Raw genomic sequence first — 18,893 nt, 5'->3', positions numbered from 1 at the left:
TCATGAAGAAAAACGTCATCTGTGACATTGACGGCGTCATCCTGCACAACAACGATCTCATTCCCGGCGCCGACCGCTTCGTCCACCGCCTGCTGGAGCAGGGCAGCAAGCTCCTGTTCCTCACCAACTACCCGGCCCAGACCCAGAAAGATCTGCAAAACCGCTTCCGCTCCGCCGGAATAGAGGTGCCCGAGGAGTGCTTCTACACCTCCGCCATGGGCACCGCCGACTTTCTCAAGCGCCAGGATGGCAAGAAGGCCTATGTGATTGGTGAAGGGGCCCTGACCCACGAGCTCTACAAGGCCGGCTTCACCATTACCGATATCGACCCGGACTTCGTGGTGGTGGGGGAGACCCGCAACTACAACTGGACCATGATGCAGCAGGGCGCCAAGTTCGTGGATCAGGGGGCCCGCTTCATCGCCACCAACCCCGATACCCACGGCCCCCTGATGTACCCGGCCTGCGGCGCCCTGTGTGCCCCCATCGAGCGGATGACCGGCAAGAAGCCCTTCTATGTCGGCAAGCCGAGCGCCTGGATCATTCGCGCGGCTCTCAACCGGATGGAGGCCCACTCCGACGACACCATCATCATCGGCGACAACCTGCGCACCGACATCCTGGCAGGCTTCCAGGCCGGTCTCGAGACGGTGCTGGTGCTCTCCGGGGTGAGCAAGGTGGCGGACATCGATCGCATGCCGTTCAGGCCGAACCACATCTTCGACTCCGTGGTGGACATCGACATCGTCTGATCCCGGGTGCCGCCTTTCCGGTAGCCTTCAGCCTGCACGGGCCCCCTTGGCAAAGGGGGCCCGTTTCGTTTAACGTAAGCGCAACATCGTTAAACAAACTAAACGGGAGCAGGATGCTCCTTCGCCACTCAAGGACGCACCATGAAGAGCCTGAACGACTGGATCCTGCTGGACAAGCACACTGTCTCCCCCACCCCGATGATGCCAGCCCCCGAGCGCATCAGGGCCGGAACGCCGAGCCAGACGGCATGGAACCACTACTCCGACCCGAGCCAGCAGTTTCACGTGGGCTTCTGGGCTTGCGAGCCGGGCTGCTGGGCCGTTCACTATACCGAACACGAATACTGCCAGATGCTGGAAGGGGAGGCGGTGATCCACGACGAGCAGGGCGGCCGGCTGCACCTCAAGCCCGGCGATCAGTTCGTCATTCCCGCCGGTTTTGTCGGGCAGTGGGAGACCCTCACCCCTTGCCGCAAGCTCTATGTGATCTTCGAACCCGCCGCGACTTGACGCGCACGTCAACCCTGACCCTCTCTCTTCAGGCGGCCGGACGGCCGCCATCCCCTGCGCAACTTGACGCTTACGGCATGATTTTCTGCGGTTTTCCCGCTTGCAAAAGGGTTTTCCGCTAGGCATTGTGATTGGCGAGGAATGTAAATGGAATTTCGAGCCCAAACGTGGGGGGCTCATATAAAAATCAAGAGGATTACCGCCAATGTGTTCTATTTTCGGCATTCTGGACATCAAGACCGACGCCAGTGCTCTGCGCAAATCGGCCCTGGAGATGTCCAAGCGACTGCGTCACCGCGGGCCTGACTGGTCCGGCGTCTACAGCTCCGACAAGGCCATCCTGGTGCACGAGCGCCTGGCCATCGTCGATCCGGGCAACGGCGCACAGCCTCTCTACAACCCCGAGCGCACGCACGTATTGGCCGTCAACGGCGAGATCTACAACCACAAGGAGCTGGAGAAGAACCTCAAGGTCGACTTCCAGTTCCAGACCCACTCCGACTGTGAAGTGTTGCTGGCCCTCTACAAGGAGAAAGGCCCGGCGTTTTTGGACGATCTGAACGGCATCTTCGCCTTCATCCTCTATGACGCCGAGCAGGATGCCTACCTGATTGGTCGCGACCACATGGGGATCATCCCCCTCTATACCGGCCGCGACGAACACGGCAACTTCTATGTCGCCTCCGAGATGAAGGCGCTGGTGCCGGTGTGCAAGAGCGTCGAGACCTTCCCGCCGGGACACTACCTGTGGAGCAAGGATGGCGAGCTTAAAACTTGGTACAAACGGGACTGGATGGAATACGCGCCGGTCGAGCACAACGTCAGCGACAAGGCCGAGCTCAAAGCGGCCCTGGAAGCGGCGGTCAAGCGCCAGCTGATGTGCGACGTGCCCTATGGCGTGCTGCTCTCCGGTGGTCTGGATTCGTCCGTCATCTCCGCCATCACCAAGCTCTATGCCGCCCGCCGGGTGGAAGACGATGGCAAGAGCGAAGCCTGGTGGCCCCAGCTGCACTCCTTCGCCGTCGGCCTGGAAGGGTCGCCGGATCTCGCAGCCGCCCGCAAGGTGGCCGATCACCTGGGCACCATCCACCACCAGATCCACTTCACCGTGCAGGAAGGACTGGATGCCCTGCGGGACGTCATCTATCACCTCGAGACCTATGACGTCACCACCATCCGCGCCTCCACGCCCATGTATCTGATGGCCCGCTACATCAAGGCGATGGGCATCAAGATGGTGCTGTCGGGAGAGGGCTCCGACGAGCTGTTCGGCGGCTACCTCTACTTCCACAAGGCCCCCAACGCCCGTGAGTTCCACGAGGAGAACGTGCGCAAGCTGGCCTCCCTGCACCTCTATGACTGCCTGCGGGCCAACAAGTCCATGGCCGCCTGGGGCGTGGAAGGCCGCGTGCCCTTCCTCGACAAGGAGTTCATGGACGTGGCGATGCGCCTCAATCCCGCCGACAAGATGTGCGGCAAGGGCAAGATCGAGAAGCACATCCTGCGGGAAGCCTTCGAGGATCTGCTGCCCCACGAAGTGGCGTGGCGCCAGAAGGAGCAGTTCTCCGACGGTGTGGGCTACTCCTGGATTGACAGCCTGAAAGCCATGGTCGAGGAAGAGGTGACGGATCAGATGTTCGAGGCCGCGGCCTTCCGCTTCCCCGTCAATACCCCGCTCACCAAGGAGGCGTACTACTACCGCGCCATCTTTGACGAGCACTTCCCGCTGGAGTCCGCCGCCCGTACTGTGCCCTACGGCAAGTCGGTCGCCTGCTCCACCCCGACCGCGCTCGAATGGGATGCCAAGTTCAAGGAGATGGCCGACCCCTCCGGTCGCGCCGTGATGGACGTCCACCAGCAGGGTTACTGATCGCCCCTGACCTGAATACAAAGCCCCTCTCGAGGGGCTTTGTTGTTTTCTGCCATTCCATTGCCGCTTTTTGCCTTCCCCTTCCCTGTTTGCGGCTTGGCGCAGGAAACGCCTCGTGTCACATTGTCTGCGCCTGGAAGCAAAGATAACGACACAAGGAAGAGACCATGAAACGACTGTTACTGCCCCTGATACTGGGCACCCTCCTTTTCAATGGCGCCGCCTGCGCGGGCGACCACCTCTGGAGTCAGAGCCTGCCCGATTACAGCCAGGGTTATGACGAGACGCGGGATCCGGCCCGCGATCTCGCCGCCGCTACCGCCAAGGCCAGTGCCGAGGGCAAGAGAGTCCTGTTGCTGGTGGGGGGCGAATGGTGCAGTTGGTGCCAGGAGATGAACCGCTTTCTGGACCGGGAACCCGATCTCGCCGGCCAGCTCAACCGCACCTTCGTGGTGGTCAAGGTGAACGTCAGCGAGCAGAACAAGAATGAATCCTTCCTGAAAGCCTATCCCGAGTATCTGGGGGTCCCCCACTTCTACGTGCTGGATGCCAGGGGCAGGCTGCTCGAGTCCTTCAACACCGGGCTGCTGGAGAAGGGGAAGAGTTACGACGGGGAGAAACTCGGCAAATTTATCGCCTTTTTCCAGCCCAGGACCACCCACGGCTGACTCACCAGTCAATAAAACAGGGCCCCGCACGGTCAGTGACAGTGCAGGGCCTTGATGGCTACGCAAACAGGGAAGTGGCATGTCTGCGACAAACAGGCCATCCATCACCTCGGACAAGGACGAAAAAGATGTTGCGAATACTGGGCAAGGCATCGTCAATCAATGTGCGCAAGGTACTGTGGACCTGCGCCGAACTGGCCCTCCCCTTCGAGCTGGAGGAGTGGGGATCCGGCTTCAAACCCACGGACACCCCGGCGTTTCTGGCGCTCAACCCCAATGCCATGGTGCCCGTCATTCAGGATGAGGATTTTACGCTGTGGGAGTCGAACACCATCATCCGCTACCTGGCGACGCGCCATGGTGCCAATGCACTCTATCCCGCCGAGGCGAGAGCCAGGGCCAGGGTCGATCAATGGATTGACTGGCAGGCATCGGACTTGAACACCGCCTGGCGCTACGCCTTCCTGTCGCTGGTGAGGCGCTCCCCGCAGCATCAAGACCATCAGGCCCTTCACGCAGCTTGCCTGCAGTGGTCTCACTGCATGGAGATCCTGGAGAGACAGCTTCAAACAACCAGAGGATATGTGGCCGGTCCGCACTTCTCGCTGGCAGACATTCCCATCGGGCTGTCAGTCAACCGCTGGCTGGAAACGCCCTATGATCGCCCGTCGCTACCCGCCGTGGACGACTACTACCAGCGACTAAAAGAGCGGCCGGGGTTTCAACGCTATGGGGCCAATGGCACGCCCTGAGGCGAGCAAGATAACCCGGGCAAGGAAAGAGACGGCAGACCGGGCCAACGCGCTGGCCCGGTCTGCACAGCTTCAGGGCTGGGCATCCGGCTGATTGGCGGGGGCGGCCTTGATAAAGGCCTGCAACTGCTCGCAGTTGGCGACGATGCGCGCAATGGTGGGGTAGTCATCCAGGGTCATGTCAAAGCGGCGGGCATTGTAGACCTGGGGCACCAGCATGCAGTCCGCCAGGGTGACCTCGTTGCCCACGCAATAGATGCCGGCGGTGGTCATGAGAAGCTGCTCCAGCGCGGTAAAGGTCTCGTCTATCCAGTGGCGATACCAGGCATCCCGCGCCATCTTGCTCTGCCCCAACTCCTGCTCCAGGTAGTGCAGCACGCGCAGGTTGTTGAGGGGGTGGGTGTCACAGGCGATCATGTTGACTATCTGGCGCACCCGGGCACGTTCGATGGGGGCGGAGGGCATCAGGGGGTAGGCGGGATAGGTCTCGTCGAGGTACTCCATGATGGCCACCGACTGACCCAGATGCACGTCATCGTCCACGAGAAACGGCACCAGTCCCTGGGGATTGACCCGGCGGTAGGCCTTCTCCTTCTGCTCACCCTGCCGCAAGTTGACCGGGTGCTGCTCATAATCGAGCCCCTTGAGTTGCAGTACCAAACGCACGCGAAAGCTGGCCGATGAGCGCCAATATCCAAACAACTGCAGCATAGTGTGTCCCTGTGGTGGCAGGTGTCTGCCACCTGCCGTGTCGCCCGCCCCTCCAGGGGTCGGGCTCTCCTAGCTCGCCCGCTCGGCCGTTGCTTGCGTGACCCGCTGCAAAATGGTGCCAAACAGACTCATCCCGTTGCGATCCTGCATCGCGATGGACACTGTATCACCAAAGCGCAGAAAGGGTGTAGTGGCTTGACCTGACTCGATAATTTCCAGCATCCGCCGCTCGGCAAGGCAGGAGGATCCCCGGCTTCTGTCGTAGTTGGAGACGGTGCCCGAGCCGATGATGCAGCCCGCCCCGAGCGGCCTTGTCTTGGCGGCATGGGCAATCAGCTCATCAAAGTTGAAGGTCATGTCCACCCCGGCGTCGGGCTGCCCGAACAGGGCGCCGTTGAGGTGGGTCACCAGGGGCAGGTGGACCTTGCCATCGCGCCAGTCATCCCCCAGCTCGTCCGGGGTGATGGCCACCGGCGAGAAGCTGCTGGAGGGCTTGGACTGGAAGAAGCCAAAGCCCTTGGCAAGCTCCCCTGGAATGAGGTTGCGCAGGCTCACGTCGTTGACCAGCATCAAGAGCTTGATGTGGCTCGCCGCCCCCTGCGAACGGGTCCCCATGGGCACATCGTCGGTGATAACGGCCACTTCCGACTCGAAGTCGATGCCCCACTCCTCGGAGCCCATCACGATGGGGCCACGGGGCGGCAGGAAGCTGTCAGAGCCTCCCTGATACATCAGGGGATCGTGCCAGAAGCTTTCTGGCATGTCGGCGCCGCGGGCCTTGCGCACCAGCTCCACGTGATTGACGTAGGCACTGCCGTCAATCCACTGGTAGGCGCGAGGCAGCGGGGAGAGGCACGCCTCCTCATCGAAGGGGAAGGCGTCGGGGCAGGCGCCCTCGTTGAGTCGCTGATAAACCTTCGCCAATTGCGGCGCCACTTCGCCCCACTGGTCGAGGGCCGACTGCAGAGTCGGGGCAATGGTCGTCACGTGGACGGCGCGCGCCAGATCGCGGCTCACCACCACCAGGGCGCCGTCGCGCTTGCCATTGTTCAGGGTTGCCAGTTTCATATCGAATTCCTTATTTGCCGAGCGTCTCTGGACGCTGCCAGCTGGTGACATAACCGGGGTGTTCGACCCCTTCGCAGATCGGGCCGACGGCCAGGGCATCACGGGTGTCGAGCATCACCGCCACCTCGTCGGTGAAGGTCTTGGCATGAGCCAGTCCCGCCGCAAAGGCCTTGGGATGGGGGCCGTGGGTGAAGCCGGCAGGGTGGAAGGTGACCATGCCCCGCTTGATGTTGTCCCGGCTGAAGAAGTCCCCGGCGTGGTAGAAGAGCACCTCGTCGAAGTCGTCGTTGCTGTGGTAGAAGGGCACCCGCAGGGCGCCAGGGTCGCTCTCGATGGGACGCGGCACGAAGGTGCAGATCACAAAACGGTTCGCCACGAAGGTGGTGTGGGCCGAGGGAGGCAGGTGGTAGCGGTGGCTCATCAGCGGGCGGATATCCCGCCAGTTGAGGCGCACCACGCACAAGTCCCCGTGCCACCCTTGTGCATCCAGCGGGTTGAACGGCCAGGTGACGACCGAGACCTGATCGTGGCGCTTGATCTGCAGCGACCAGGGGTTTTCATCCTGCTGGGCCAGGAAGCGCTCGTTGATGGCGGGCACGTCCAGGGCCGCCGGATCGAAGATGGCGTGATTGCCCACCAGTCCCTTGTCCGGCAGCTGATAACTGTCTTCCGTCGCCTCGATCATCAGGATGAAGAGGGGCGCGGTGGGCTCGATGCGCCACATGGTGCCACGGGGGATCACCACATAGTCGCCATCTCTCAAGATGAGGTGCCCGTAGTCGCAGTAGAACTCTCCGCTCCCCTCGTGAATGAACAGGAGCTCGTCGCCATCGGCGTTTCGCACCAGAAACGGCATGGGCTCATGCAGGCGCCAGATGCGGTAGCGGCAGTGGGGGTTGCTGAGAATATCCGGCATCACCCAGGGGGAGAGGGAGCTCACCTCCTCCTGCAGATCGTTCAAGTCAAACGCCCGCGGCCGCAGCGGCCCCTCCCAATGGCTCCAGTCGGTGGGTGCATGCTTGTGGTGCATGTGGGTGGCCGGACCGAAGAAGCCCGAGCGCCCCAGTTCGCGCTCATAGATGGCCTGCTCCGGCAGATCGGCATGGGCCTGGCGGGAGTGGGTTCCCTCCCGATGGGGGAAGCTTATCCAGTTACGCATCGCTCGGTTCTCCGTTTTTCTGGCCCTGCGCGGCACTGTTCACCTCCCCTTGCGTGGATCCGTCCAGCACGCCACGGCGGATCTGATCCAGCTCGATGGATTCGAACAATGCCTGGAAGTTGCCCTCACCAAAGCCCTCGTTGCCCTTGCGCTGGATGATCTCGAAGAACACGGGACCGATGACGGTATCGGTGAAGATCTGCAGCAGGATGCCGTCCTTCGTCGGCGAGCCGTCGATGAGGATGCGCAGCGCCTTCAGCGCGGCCAGATCCTCCTGATGACCCGCGACCCGGCTGTCCACCTTCTCGTAGTAGGTGTCCGGCGTCGGCATGAAGCCGGTTCCCCGCCCTCTGAGCGTGCGGATGGTGTGATAGATGTCGGCAGAGGCGAGCGCGATGTGCTGGATCCCCTCCCCCTTGTACTGGCGCAGGTACTCCTCTATCTGGGACTTGTCGTCCGCCGACTCGTTGATGGGAATGCGAATTTTGCCGCAAGGGGCCGTCATGGCGCGCGAGTGCAATCCGGTCAGCTTGCCCTCGATGTCGAAGTAGCGGATTTCCCGGAAGTTGCCGATCCGCTCGTAGAAATTCGACCAGAGGTTCATGTTGCCGCGATGGACATTGTGGGTCAGGTGGTCGATCTCATAGAGCCCCGCGTCCACCTCGGCCATCCGGGCCTGCCAGTCGGGGTAGAAGATAAAGTCCACGTCATAGATGGAGCCCCGCTCGCCATAGCGATCGACAAAGGAGAGGGTGCTCTCACCGATGCCGTAGATGGCGGGGATGTTGAGCTCCATGGGCCCTATCTTGCCGACAAACGGCTTGGCCCCCTGGCCGATGGCGTACTGCTGGGCACGGCCGGCATCGCTCACCCGAAACGCCATGCCGCACACGCTCGGACCATGGGCCCGGGCAAACTCCTCCGCCTGGGAGTGGGGCTCGGCATTGACCACGAAGTTGATGTCCCCCTGGCGATAGAGCCAGCACTGCTTGTGCCTGTGCTTGGCCACTTCGGCAAAGCCCAGTGAGACGAACAGCGCCTTGAGGGCCGCAATGCCCTTGAGATCCGGCGCCGTGTACTCGACAAACTCAAACCCGTCGGTGCCAAGGGGATTGATGGTGTGAGTACGGGAAGAAGGGGTGGTCATGATGCGCTCCTTGCGATGAACTGATAACGAAACGGTGCACGCCGCAAGGGCTCGACAGGCAGCCCGCACGGCATTGTTAACAACTTGTTTCATTAGAGTGGCGAGCGCAGGGAATGAGAAGGGGCGGCGTTCAGATAGTTTGGCGGGGATCCGCGCCAAAAAATGTAAATGAAATGTGACAACAAAGCCCCGACCTTGCACTGCGCTCGTTAGCGTCCCGCAAGGCTGTCAGCTTTGCCTTACAGCGACCAATAACGGGGTTCGATATGGGGCAGCACCGCCCTCGCCTTTAGCAATCGAGTCCTTTGCGGGTTGATGAGCCAGGCCTGCTCCCCCAACGCCAGCAGGGGCAGATCGTGCAGGCTGTCACTCAGGGTGAGTGCGGCCTCCAGGGTCAGGAGCTCGGGCAGCAGCTTGTGCCTGCCATGGCAATAGAAGCGCGGCACCAGGCCGCCGAAACGGTAACCCATCCGCGAGCCGATGATGCGGTGAGGGAGCCTTGGCAGTTGACGATGGAGCTGGGCACGGACCAGGGCGCGGGGACTGGCGGAGATGACCCAGCAGCGGTGCCCCTCCCCCGTCAGGAGGGTTCGCGCCTCCCGATACAGACCGGGCCGGGTCAGGCTGTACTGCCGTACCAGGGCGCGCCAGGCCAGGGGGGATAGCCCGAGGGTGATGGTCCACCAGATGAGTGCAATGCCGCGACTGCGCTGACCTGGCAGCAGATAGATCACGGCACCGAACGCCATCAGTGGCCACAGCAGCAGCGGCCAGATACGGCGGCGCAAGATGAAACGCAGCAACCCCGCATGGCTGTCATCCGGCGCCAGGGTGTCATCGAAGTCGGCCAGGATCCAGCCGCGGGCTGGGACTCTCGCGGTTGCAGCGCTCATTCGGTGATCTCCGCGATGGCGGCATGCAACTCGGGCAGGAGGAACAGCACCCCCTCATCGGGCGGACAGACGAGATCGAAGCTCTCACCTGCCAGGGTGAAGGCGAGGCGCCAGGCGTGCAGATAACCGCGATCCGCCGCCGTGCCGCCGTAACGCTCATCTCCGAGGATGGGGGCTCCCACGCTCTTCAAGGCCACCCGGATCTGGTGGGTCTTGCCGGTCCGGGGCTTGATGCGATAAAGGCGCAGCCCCTCGCGCACCGAAACGGAGTCGAACCAGCTGATGGCAGGGTTATCCTGGGTGCGGCTCAGCATCCAGCTGCCGCCTCGCCCTTTCTCCATGTCCCCCTTCACCCAGCCCTGCTTCTTCTTCGGCTTGCGATCGGAGAGGGCCAGATACTGCTTGCTCACTTCCCGCGCCGCGAAAGCCATGCTGAGGGCGCGATTCGCTTCGGCGGTGCGGGCCAGCAGCACCAACCCAGAGGTCATCTTGTCCAGTCGATGGACCGGATAGAGGTCAAGACCGGTATCCATTCTGACCCGATTGACGAGACCCGGCTCGCCGGCATCATCGTGCATTCCAATGCCCGGACGCTTGTTGATCACCATGAAATCTTTGTGCTGCAATTGTATCCGGTACATGTATAACCCTTTAGAATGTTATTTGTTAACAACTTGAATGCAGGCCTGCAGGCCATCTTCATGGACCCTCAGCACAAGAATCGCACGAATGAAAAAATGCCTGTTTTGGCTGTTGTTGCTTGGCATCACTTGCTTCTCGCCCCTCCAGGCCAGTGAACGGACACGTGATCTGCCGGAGAAGGTGGTATTGCAGTTGCGCTGGCTGCATCAGCCCCAGTTTGTGGGCTATCACATGGCCAAGGCCAAGGGGTATTACGCCGACGCCGGTCTGGATGTCGAGATAAGGCCAGGTGGCAAGGGAATAAGTCCGGTTCAGGAGGTGCTGGCCGGACGCGCCGACTTTGGCGTCGGCAACACCGAGGTGCTGACCCACTACGCCCAGGGCAAGCCACTGCTGGCGCTGGCCAGCGTCTACCAGCACTCTCCCTCCATCTTCCTGGCACGCCGCGACAGCGGCATTCTCACCGTTGCGGACATGCGTGGCAAACGGATCATGATGTTTCCGGGTCATCAGGATGCCGAACTGCTGGCCACCCTCTACTATCAGGGGCTTCACGAGCGCCAGCTCATCCCGGTACCCACTTCGGTCAACATCGACGATCTGATCGCCGGCCGGATAGACATCTTCAACGCCTATCTGAGCAATGAGCCCTTCTATCTGGAAGAGCGCGGCATCTCGGTGTCCGTCATCAACCCTCGCAACTACGGCATCGATTTCTACAGCGACATTCTCTTCACCACCCAGGCACAGGAGCGGCTCAATCCGGAGCGGGTGGCACGTTTTCGTGCAGCCAGCCTCCAGGGATGGCGCTATGCCCTCACCCACCCCGAGGAAGCCATCGCCCTGCTGCGCACAGAGTATGGCGTCAACCGCAGTCAGGCCCACATGGAATACGAGTTGCAGATGAGCAAGGAGATGATCCAGCCGCTCTATGTGGAGATCGGGTATATGAATCCGGATCGCTTCGCTCACATCATGCAGCAGCTGGTCGAGATAGGCCTCCTTGCCAAACCGGTCTCCCTGACCCGTTTTCTCTATCAGGTTCCCTCAGAACAGTGGAGCTTCTGGCGTCCATGGTTCCTGCTGAGCCTGGGTGTTGGTGGTCTCATCCTGCTGCTCTCCCTCTATCTTCTGATGAGCAACAAGCGGCTCAACCAGGAAGTGGCCCTGCGCAAGCAGCGAGAGCAGGAGATACTGCAACTGGCCCGCCTCGATCCCCTTACTGGGCTGCCCAATCGCCTGAGCCTGATGGAGCAGTTGAAACTCCAGGTGCAAAGCGACAATCCGGGCTGCCTGCTGTTTTGCGATCTCAATGACTTCAAGCGCATCAACGACAACTTCGGCCACAGCCAGGGGGATGCCATCCTCTGCCAGCTGGCCCGACGGATCCACGACGCCATCGGCCACCAGTGCTATTTTGCCCGCTTGGCGGGGGACGAGTTCATCCTGCTGCTGCCGGGCTACGATATCCGTCAGGCAGAGGAGGTCACCGCCGTGATCCGCCAGGCCATGCAGGCCCCCTTCGTGGTCAATGACCAGCCGATGCAGGTGGGCATCAGCATCGGCGTCAGCCACTACCAGCATGACTGGAGCCCGGAGCAGTGGCTCATCCAGGCCGACAGGGCCATGTATTGTGACAAGGGCGGCCGCGTCATCACGCTGGCGGAGCAGTCCGGCTGACTGGTTCATCTCCCGGCACACAGAGCCGATACCCCCATGAAACCAATAACAGGAAGGCCACCCCAGGGGTGGCCTTCCTGCATTGCATGAGTCTGACCGCTCTTACCCGAAGGTCTGCCCCAGGGATTTGAGCTGGCGAGCCTTGGTGAGCAGGATGTCGCTCGAGGCGTCCATGTCCTGCATCTTGTTGCTGTTGGTGTGGGAGTGCTGGGAGATGGCGTTGACGTTGCGGCTGATGTCCTCCACCACCGCCTGCTGCTCCTCTGCCGCCGTCGAGATCTGGGCCGAGAGGTCCACCACCCGTTCTATTTCCGCCAGCACCTGATGCAGGCTCTCTGATCCCTGGCGGGTCAGGGTCACGCAGGATTGGGTCTGTTGCAGGTTCTGCTGCATCATGCCCTTCCAGCCGTTCAGGGTACGCTGGATCTGGCCTATGCTGCTCTGGATCTGTTCGGTCGCCTTGTGGGTGCGCGTGGAGAGGGTTCGCACCTCGTCCGCCACCACCGCAAAGCCTCGCCCCTGCTCCCCTGCCCGCGCCGCCTCGATGGCGGCGTTGAGCGCCAGCAGATTGGTCTGATCCGCAATGCCCTGGATCTCGCTCATCAGCACACCGATGCGGTCCGACTCCTCCGCCAGTGCCACGGCGGCCGTGAAGGCATGCTCTGCCTGGGTGGCCAGCTCTGTCACCCTGTGCTGGGTATCTTCCAGCTGTTGATCGGTATTTTGGCAGTGCGCCTTGGCCTGGGCTATCTGGTTATCCGTCTCCAGGATATTGCGGGCAATCTCGTGGGCTGTCGCCGCCATCTCGGTGATGGCCGTCGCCACCTGCTGGGTCTGGACATCCTGTTCGGCGATGTCGGCGCTTGCCTCGCTGGAGGCTGTTTTCAGATGCACCGCGAGATCCTGCAGGGAGAGGGTCGCATCGTCCACTCGTCCAAGGACGGTGCGGATCCTGGCCTGCAACAGCTTGATGTGGAAGTCTGCAATGGCACTGGCATCCTCCCCCGAATAGATGAGCCGGGTCAGGCTGTCATATTCGTCCGCGAGCTGTCGCAGATAACGGGGGGTAGTGATGAGGGTGTCACGATAGATCAGGGCCAGCCACAAGAGAGGCAACAGGGTGAACAACGGCCCCCAGGGCCCCATCAGATAGCCCCCCCCCGCCAGCATCAGCAAGACACCGACGATGGCCAGCCCGTGGCGCATCGGGCGCAGGCTCAATCCGCCCTTTCGCTCCCCCCGCTCCACACTCTTCAATCTGGCATAGGTGCGCCCGGCCACGGCTTTCATCTCCGGCGCGGCGCGACTGCGGACCGACTGGTAGCCATTGATCCGCCCCTGCTCGAAGATAGGGGTGACATAAGCATCCACCCAATAGTAACGCCCATCCTTGCAGCGGTTTTTCACCATGCCGCGCCAGGGTTTGCCCTGCTTGAGCTTGCCCCAGAGGTCAGCAAAGGCGGCCTTGGGCATGTCCGGGTGGCGAACCATGTTGTGGTGCTGGCCGATGAGCTCGGCCCGGCTGTACCCCGCTACCCGGCAGAAGTGATCATTGGCGTAGGTGATCACACCCTGCAGGTCCGTAGTGGAGACCAGCTGTTCATTGGCAGGAAAATCCACCTCTTCGTCGATGAGATGAACCTGGCTTTTCTTCATGGCGCACACCCCTTGTTTGATCACCCACTGAGCGTAGCCAAACGCCTACGGGCAAGCAACGCAGAGACCCAGTCGGGGAGGATGGCTGAGACACAATTTGCATCCTGTTTGACGCCGCGCAAGATTTTGACCCCAAAAGCCCAGGTTTGGCCAAAAAACACTCGGCATTTTCCCAGGTTCACCTCTCTCCCACACGATGCATCACACCAAAAAATGGTTCCAACGAGTCTGTGGCACTGGCGTTGCCAGGAGGCCGTCAGAGGAGAGCACACTTGATACGACCTTGGACCTAAGCATAATTGACGTTAACGTAAACGTAGTGTGAGATGATACCGTTCACCCTACACATCCAGCAGACACGCACCCCATGAAAGGAGTCACCATGTCCCACCTCTCCCCCTCGGCCGGCAAGCGTTTTCGCACGGCCCTGGCCAACGAAAAGCCCCTGCAGATTGTCGGCACCATCAATGCCTACATGGCGCTGATGGCCGAGCGCAGCGGCTTCCAGGCCCTCTATCTCTCCGGCGCCGGGGTGGCGAACGCCTCCTATGGCCTGCCGGATCTCGGCATGACCTCCATGAATGACGTGCTCATCGATGCCGAACGCATCACGGCTGCCACCCTGGTGCCACTCCTGGTGGACATCGACACCGGCTGGGGGGGTGCCTTCAACATCGCCCGCACCATCCGCGCCTTCGAGCGTGGCGGTGTGGCCGCCGTCCACATGGAAGATCAGGTGGCCCAGAAGCGCTGCGGTCACAGGCCGAACAAGGCGGTGGTCACGGTCTCGGAGATGGTGGACAGGATCAAGGCCGCGGTGGATGCCCGCCAGGACGAGCACTTCGTCATCATGGCCCGCACCGACGCCCTGGCGGTGGAAGGACTGGGCTCGGCCCTGGAGCGGGCCGCCGCCTATGTGGAGGCCGGTGCCGACATGATCTTCGCCGAGGCGGTCACCGAACTGGATCAGTACGATCGCTTCAAGCAGGCGGCCGGGGTGCCGATCCTCGCCAACATGACCGAGTTCGGCAAGACCGAGCTGTTTGACAAGGAGGCGCTCGCCTTGCATGGCGTCGACATGGTGCTCTACCCCCTGAGCGCCGCCCGCGCCGCCAACCAGGCAGCCCTCAACGTCTATCAGACGCTTCGCCGCGACGGCCACCAGCGCGCCGTGGTCGACACCATGCAGACCCGGGAGTCCCTCTACGATTTTCTCGGTTACCACCACTACGAGCAGACCCTGGACAGGCTGTTCACCCAGGACTTGTCGACCAAGGAATAAGACGGCGACCGGCCGCCTTATGCTGGCGGCTGGCGCTTCAACGGACTGAATGAGGAAACATGTGATGAGCGCCCTGCCCGAAACCACCGGCTTCAAGCCGAAGAAATCCGTCGCCCTCTCCGGCACCGCCGCCGGCAATACCGCCCTGTGCACCGTGGGCCTCAGCGGCAACGATCTGCACTACCGTGGCTACGACATCCTGGACGTGGCCACCAGCTGCGAGTTTGAAGAGATAGCCCACCTGCTGGTGCACGGCCATCTGCCCAATGTGGCGGAGCTCGCCGCCTACAAGGCCAAGCTCAAGGCCCTGCGCGGCCTGCCCACCGGAGTGAGGACCGCCCTGGAGCAGTTGCCTCCCTCCGCCCACCCCATGGACGTGATGCGCACCGCCGTCTCCGTGCTGGGGTGCCTGTCACCGGAGAAGGACGATCACAACCACCCGGGCGCCCGGGACATCGCCGACAAGCTGATGGCCTGTCTCGGATCCGTGTTGCTCTACTGGTACCACTTCAGCCACAACGGCAAACGCATCCACGTGGAGACCGACGACGACTCCATCGGCGGCCACTTCCTCCACCTGCTGCACGGGCACAAGCCACGCGACTCCTGGGTTCGCGCCATGCACACCTCTCTCATCCTCTACGCCGAGCACGAGTTCAACGCCTCCACCTTCACCGGCCGCGTCATCGCCGGCACCGGCTCGGACATGTACTCCTGCATCACGGGAGCCATCGGTGCCCTGCGCGGGCCCAAGCACGGGGGCGCCAACGAGGTGGCCTTCGAGATCCAGAAGCGCTACGAGAATCCGGACGAGGCGGAGGCCGACATTCGCGCCCGGGTCGAGAAAAAAGAAGTGGTCATCGGCTTCGGCCACCCGGTCTACACCGTCTCCGATCCCCGCAACAAGGTGATCAAGGAGGTGGCGCGCGAGCTCAGCCAGGAGCAGCACAACACCAAGATGTTCGATATCGCCGAGCGGCTGGAATCCACCATGTGGGAAGTCAAGAAGATGTTCCCGAACCTCGACTGGTTCAGCGCCGTCAGCTACCACATGATGGGGGTGCCCACCGCCATGTTCACCCCGCTGTTCGTCATCGCCCGCACCTCAGGCTGGTCGGCCCACGTCATCGAGCAGCGCATCGACGGCAAGATCATCCGCCCGAGCGCCAACTACGTCGGCCCGGAGGATCTCCAGTTCGTGCCGCTCAAGGAGCGTAAGTGATGATCAACACGCAATATCGCAAGCCCCTGCCCGGCACACAGCTCGACTACTTCGACGCCAGGGAGGCGGTCAACGCCATCGTCCCCGGCGCCTGGGACAGGCTCTCCTACACCGCCCGCGTCCACGCCGAGAAGAATCAGGAGCGCAAGTGATGATCAACACGCAATATCGCAAGCCCCTGCCCGGCACACAGCTTGACTACTTCGACGCCCGGGAGGCGGTGAACGCCATCGCCCCCGGCGCCTGGGACAGGCTCTCCTACACCGCCCGCGTCCACGCCGAGAACCTGGTTCGCAAATGCGATCCGGCCATCCTCGACGAGTGCCTCGGCCAGATCGTTTTCGCCCAGCGCGAGCGCGACTTCCCCTGGTTCCCGGCACGGGTGGTGTGCCACGACATCCTGGGGCAGACCGCCCTGGTGGACCTCGCTGGCCTTCGCGACGCCATCGCCGATCAGGGGGGCGATCCCGCCCAGGTGAACCCGGTCGTGCCGGTGCAGCTCATCGTCGACCATTCCCTGGCCGTTGAATGTGGCGGCTTTGACCCCCAGGCGTTCGAGAAGAACCGCGCCATCGAGGATCGGCGCAACGAGGATCGCTTCCACTTCATCGACTGGACCAAGCAGGCGTTCAAGAACATCGAGGTCATCCCGCCAGGCAACGGCATCATGCACCAGATCAACCTGGAGAAGATGTCGCCGGTCATCCACGCCGATCGCGGCCTGGCCTACCCGGATACCTGCGTCGGCACCGACAGCCACACCCCCCACGTGGATGCCCTCGGCGTCATCGCCGTGGGGGTGGGCGGGCTGGAAGCGGAGAACGTGATGCTGGGGCGCGCCTCCTGGATGCGGCTGCCTTCGATCGTCGGCGTGGAGCTCTCCGGCAAGCCGCAGCCCGGCATCACCGCCACGGACCTGGTGCTGTCGCTCACCGAATTCCTGCGCCAGCAGAAGGTAGTCGGCGCCTACCTGGAGTTTCGTGGTGAGGGCGCCGCCGCCCTCACCCTCGGCGATCGGGCCACCATCTCCAACATGGCGCCGGAGTATGGCGCTACCGCGGCCATGTTCTTCATCGACCAACAGACCCTCGACTATTTGCGGCTCACCGGCCGTGACGACGACCAGGTGAAACTGGTGGAGACCTACGCCAGGGAGGCCGGCCTCTGGGCCGATGCCCTGGCGAGCGCCCAGTACGAGCGGGTGCTGCACTTTGACTTGTCCACCGTGGTGCGCACCCTGGCCGGCCCCTCCAACCCCCATCGTCGCCTGCCTGTGACCGAGCTGGCCACGCGGGGCATCGCGGTGGATCTGGACAAGGCCCGCGCCCAGGAGGCGGACGGTCTCTTGCCCGATGGCGCCGTCATCATCGCCGCCATTACCAGTTGCACCAACACCAGCAACCCGCGCAACGTGATTGCCGCAGGCCTCCTGGCCCGCAATGCCAACAAACTCGGTCTGGTGCGCAAGCCCTGGGTCAAGTCGTCCCTAGCCCCCGGATCCAAGACAGTCGCCCTCTACTTGAAAGAGGCGGGACTGGACGAGGAACTTGAGCAACTCGGTTTTGGCGTGGTGGCCTTCGCCTGCACCACCTGCAACGGCATGTCCGGTGCCCTGGATCCCGCCATCCAGCAGGAGATCATCGACCGGGATCTCTACGCCACGGCGGTGCTGTCCGGCAACCGCAACTTCGATGGCCGCATCCACCCCTATGCCAAGCAGGCGTTCCTCGCCTCCCCGCCCCTGGTGGTGGCCTACGCCATCGCAGGCACCATCCGCTTCGACATCGAGAAAGATGTGCTGGGGGTGGTTAACGGCAAAGAAGTGCGCCTCAAAGACATCTGGCCGAGCGACGAGGAGATCGACGCCGTGGTTCGCACGGCGGTCAAACCGTCCCAGTTCCGCCAGGTCTATATCCCGATGTTCACCATAGAGGAAGACCAGGGCCCGAAAGTGGCGCCCCTGTACGACTGGCGTGCGCAAAGCACCTATATCCGTCGCCCGCCGTATTGGCAAAAAGAGGGGGAGGGGGCACTGGCGGGCGAGCGCACCCTGCGCGGCATGCGGCCCCTGGCGCTGTTGCCGGACAACATCACCACCGACCACCTCTCCCCTTCCAACGCCATCCTGCCCGGCAGCGCGGCGGGGGAATACCTGGCGAAGATGGGCCTGCCGGAGGAGGACTTCAACTCCTACGCCACCCACCGCGGCGATCACCTGACCGCCCAGCGCGCCACCTTCGCCAACCCCCAGCTGGTCAACGAGATGGCGGTGGTGAACGGCGTGGTGCAGAAGGGGTCCCTCGCCCGCGTCGAGCCGGACGGCAAAGTGATGCGGATGTGGGAAGCCATCGAGACCTACATGGCACGCAAGCAGCCCCTCATCATCGTGGCCGGTGCCGACTACGGTCAGGGCTCGTCCCGGGACTGGGCGGCCAAGGGGGTGCGCCTTGCCGGGGTGGAGGTGATCGCGGCGGAAGGCTTCGAGCGCATTCACCGCACCAACCTCATCGGCATGGGGGTGCTGCCGCTCGAGTTCAAACCGGGCACCACCCGCCTCACGCTGGGCCTCGATGGCACCGAGACCTATGACGTGGTGGGAGCACGCCAGCCGCGCACCGATCTCACTCTGGTGATCCGCCGCCTGAGCGGCGAAGTGATCCAGGTGCCCATGACCTGCCGCCTCGACACCGCCGAGGAGGTCTCGGTCTATGAGGCGGGCGGCGTGCTGCAACGCTTCGCCCAGGACTTCCTGGCGTCGACCGCGCAAAAGGCCGCAAGCTAAATCGCAACCCCGCTCCGCCCCTTTGAAAAAGGGGAAGGCATAAGGCACCCTCTCCCTTTGGGAGAGGGTTGGGGTGAGGGGACATCCCCCTCACCTCCC

Annotated in this window: 17 protein-coding genes; 10 read left to right on the top strand and 7 right to left on the bottom strand. The window is 62.6% G+C overall.

The features are described 5' to 3' along the window. Nucleotides 1-2 precede the first annotated feature (2 nt). The 5 genes from AB5Y53_RS04305 (at nt 3) to AB5Y53_RS04285 (ending at nt 4,552) form a co-directional block, all read left to right on the top strand. Nucleotides 3-752, top strand: a complete 750-nt coding sequence (locus AB5Y53_RS04305; protein ID WP_010675115.1) for an HAD-IIA family hydrolase — start codon at nt 3-5, stop codon at nt 750-752. 141 nt (nt 753-893) lie between these two features. Beyond that, the gene (locus tag AB5Y53_RS04300) at nt 894-1,262 is read left to right on the top strand and encodes a cupin domain-containing protein (RefSeq protein ID WP_039038770.1); all 369 of its coding nucleotides are present in this window, start codon (nt 894-896) and stop codon (nt 1,260-1,262) included. A gap of 205 nt (nt 1,263-1,467) precedes the next feature. Then, nucleotides 1,468-3,132 (top strand): asparagine synthase B, encoded by a 1,665-nt coding sequence (gene asnB, locus AB5Y53_RS04295; RefSeq protein ID WP_368181201.1) that lies wholly within the window; start codon nt 1,468-1,470, stop codon nt 3,130-3,132. 167 nt (nt 3,133-3,299) lie between these two features. Beyond that, nucleotides 3,300-3,800 (top strand): thioredoxin family protein, encoded by a 501-nt coding sequence (locus AB5Y53_RS04290; RefSeq protein ID WP_368181200.1) that lies wholly within the window; start codon nt 3,300-3,302, stop codon nt 3,798-3,800. 128 nt (nt 3,801-3,928) lie between these two features. After that, the gene (locus AB5Y53_RS04285; protein WP_368181199.1) at nt 3,929-4,552 is read left to right on the top strand and encodes a glutathione S-transferase family protein; all 624 of its coding nucleotides are present in this window, start codon (nt 3,929-3,931) and stop codon (nt 4,550-4,552) included. 72 nt (nt 4,553-4,624) lie between these two features. Here AB5Y53_RS04285 and maiA read toward each other — a convergent pair whose 3' ends face one another. The 6 genes from maiA to AB5Y53_RS04255 form a co-directional block, all read right to left on the bottom strand. Further along, nucleotides 4,625-5,263 carry a maleylacetoacetate isomerase gene (maiA, locus tag AB5Y53_RS04280; protein ID WP_010675120.1) on the bottom strand — a complete coding sequence of 213 codons (639 nt, stop codon included), beginning with the start codon at nt 5,261-5,263 and terminating at the stop codon, nt 4,625-4,627. Nucleotides 5,264-5,332: 69 nt separating this feature from the next. Then, nucleotides 5,333-6,331, bottom strand: coding sequence for a fumarylacetoacetate hydrolase family protein (locus AB5Y53_RS04275; protein ID WP_010675121.1), 999 nt, complete (start codon nt 6,329-6,331; stop codon nt 5,333-5,335). Nucleotides 6,332-6,341: 10 nt separating this feature from the next. After that, on the bottom strand, nt 6,342-7,490 hold the full coding sequence (locus AB5Y53_RS04270) for a homogentisate 1,2-dioxygenase (protein WP_368181198.1): 1,149 nt from the start codon (nt 7,488-7,490) through the stop codon (nt 6,342-6,344). Then, nucleotides 7,483-8,637, bottom strand: a complete 1,155-nt coding sequence (gene hppD / locus AB5Y53_RS04265) for a 4-hydroxyphenylpyruvate dioxygenase (RefSeq protein ID WP_010675123.1) — start codon at nt 8,635-8,637, stop codon at nt 7,483-7,485. Before hppD ends, AB5Y53_RS04270 begins: the two co-directional genes overlap by 8 nt. Before the next feature lie 239 nt (nt 8,638-8,876). Beyond that, nucleotides 8,877-9,530 carry an HAD family hydrolase gene (locus tag AB5Y53_RS04260; RefSeq protein WP_368181197.1) on the bottom strand — a complete coding sequence of 218 codons (654 nt, stop codon included), beginning with the start codon at nt 9,528-9,530 and terminating at the stop codon, nt 8,877-8,879. Then, nucleotides 9,527-10,171: a TIGR01621 family pseudouridine synthase gene (locus AB5Y53_RS04255; RefSeq protein WP_368181196.1), complete on the bottom strand. Its 645-nt coding sequence runs from the start codon at nt 10,169-10,171 to the stop codon at nt 9,527-9,529. Before AB5Y53_RS04255 ends, AB5Y53_RS04260 begins: the two co-directional genes overlap by 4 nt. 88 nt (nt 10,172-10,259) lie before the next feature. Between AB5Y53_RS04255 and AB5Y53_RS04250 the strand changes: the two genes are divergently transcribed. After that, the gene (locus tag AB5Y53_RS04250) at nt 10,260-11,852 is read left to right on the top strand and encodes an ABC transporter substrate-binding protein (RefSeq protein ID WP_368181195.1); all 1,593 of its coding nucleotides are present in this window, start codon (nt 10,260-10,262) and stop codon (nt 11,850-11,852) included. 102 nt (nt 11,853-11,954) lie between these two features. Here AB5Y53_RS04250 and AB5Y53_RS04245 read toward each other — a convergent pair whose 3' ends face one another. After that, entirely contained in the window at nt 11,955-13,508 is a 1,554-nt protein-coding gene (locus AB5Y53_RS04245) for a PAS domain-containing methyl-accepting chemotaxis protein (RefSeq protein ID WP_214005645.1), read from the bottom strand. Between the two features lie 382 nt (nt 13,509-13,890). Between AB5Y53_RS04245 and prpB the strand changes: the two genes are divergently transcribed. From prpB to acnD, 4 genes are all read left to right on the top strand, one after another. Further along, a complete protein-coding gene (gene prpB / locus AB5Y53_RS04240; RefSeq protein ID WP_368181194.1) occupies nt 13,891-14,790 on the top strand; it encodes a methylisocitrate lyase in 900 nt (299 codons plus the stop codon). Nucleotides 14,791-14,854: 64 nt separating this feature from the next. Beyond that, the gene (gene prpC / locus AB5Y53_RS04235) at nt 14,855-16,012 is read left to right on the top strand and encodes a 2-methylcitrate synthase (RefSeq protein ID WP_069785208.1); all 1,158 of its coding nucleotides are present in this window, start codon (nt 14,855-14,857) and stop codon (nt 16,010-16,012) included. Further along, nucleotides 16,012-16,164 (top strand): hypothetical protein, encoded by a 153-nt coding sequence (locus AB5Y53_RS04230; protein ID WP_368181193.1) that lies wholly within the window; start codon nt 16,012-16,014, stop codon nt 16,162-16,164. The genes prpC and AB5Y53_RS04230 overlap by 1 nt, the downstream gene beginning before the upstream one ends. Then, complete coding sequence (gene acnD, locus AB5Y53_RS04225; protein ID WP_368181192.1) at nt 16,164-18,794, top strand: Fe/S-dependent 2-methylisocitrate dehydratase AcnD; 2,631 nt, start codon at nt 16,164-16,166, stop codon at nt 18,792-18,794. The genes AB5Y53_RS04230 and acnD overlap by 1 nt, the downstream gene beginning before the upstream one ends. The last annotated feature ends 99 nt before the right edge of the window (nt 18,795-18,893 follow it).

Origin of the sequence: Aeromonas sp. R7-5, assembly GCF_040908015.1 — a bacterium.
Classification (GTDB): domain Bacteria; phylum Pseudomonadota; class Gammaproteobacteria; order Enterobacterales; family Aeromonadaceae; genus Aeromonas; species Aeromonas caviae.
Note: the sequence above shows the minus strand (reverse complement) of the source record. Positions and strands in the feature narration are given on the sequence as shown.

Bases quoted from the DNA above. Each gene is read 5' to 3' on its own strand.
- asnB (WP_368181201.1), top strand. From the start codon at position 1,468: ATGTGTTCTATTTTCGGCATTCTGGACATCAAGACCGACGCCAGTGCT.
- AB5Y53_RS04260 (WP_368181197.1), bottom strand. From the start codon at position 9,530: ATGAGCGCTGCAACCGCGAGAGTCCCAGCCCGCGGCTGGATCCTGGCC.
- AB5Y53_RS04230 (WP_368181193.1), top strand. From the start codon at position 16,012: ATGATCAACACGCAATATCGCAAGCCCCTGCCCGGCACACAGCTCGAC.
- AB5Y53_RS04300 (WP_039038770.1), top strand. From the start codon at position 894: ATGAAGAGCCTGAACGACTGGATCCTGCTGGACAAGCACACTGTCTCC.
- AB5Y53_RS04270 (WP_368181198.1), bottom strand. From the start codon at position 7,490: ATGCGTAACTGGATAAGCTTCCCCCATCGGGAGGGAACCCACTCCCGC.
- prpC (WP_069785208.1), top strand. From the start codon at position 14,855: ATGAGCGCCCTGCCCGAAACCACCGGCTTCAAGCCGAAGAAATCCGTC.
- acnD (WP_368181192.1), top strand. From the start codon at position 16,164: ATGATCAACACGCAATATCGCAAGCCCCTGCCCGGCACACAGCTTGAC.
- AB5Y53_RS04305 (WP_010675115.1), top strand. From the start codon at position 3: ATGAAGAAAAACGTCATCTGTGACATTGACGGCGTCATCCTGCACAAC.
- AB5Y53_RS04275 (WP_010675121.1), bottom strand. From the start codon at position 6,331: ATGAAACTGGCAACCCTGAACAATGGCAAGCGCGACGGCGCCCTGGTG.
- hppD (WP_010675123.1), bottom strand. From the start codon at position 8,637: ATGACCACCCCTTCTTCCCGTACTCACACCATCAATCCCCTTGGCACC.
- AB5Y53_RS04245 (WP_214005645.1), bottom strand. From the start codon at position 13,508: ATGAAGAAAAGCCAGGTTCATCTCATCGACGAAGAGGTGGATTTTCCT.
- AB5Y53_RS04290 (WP_368181200.1), top strand. From the start codon at position 3,300: ATGAAACGACTGTTACTGCCCCTGATACTGGGCACCCTCCTTTTCAAT.
- AB5Y53_RS04285 (WP_368181199.1), top strand. From the start codon at position 3,929: ATGTTGCGAATACTGGGCAAGGCATCGTCAATCAATGTGCGCAAGGTA.
- AB5Y53_RS04250 (WP_368181195.1), top strand. From the start codon at position 10,260: ATGAAAAAATGCCTGTTTTGGCTGTTGTTGCTTGGCATCACTTGCTTC.
- AB5Y53_RS04255 (WP_368181196.1), bottom strand. From the start codon at position 10,171: ATGTACCGGATACAATTGCAGCACAAAGATTTCATGGTGATCAACAAG.
- prpB (WP_368181194.1), top strand. From the start codon at position 13,891: ATGTCCCACCTCTCCCCCTCGGCCGGCAAGCGTTTTCGCACGGCCCTG.
- maiA (WP_010675120.1), bottom strand. From the start codon at position 5,263: ATGCTGCAGTTGTTTGGATATTGGCGCTCATCGGCCAGCTTTCGCGTG.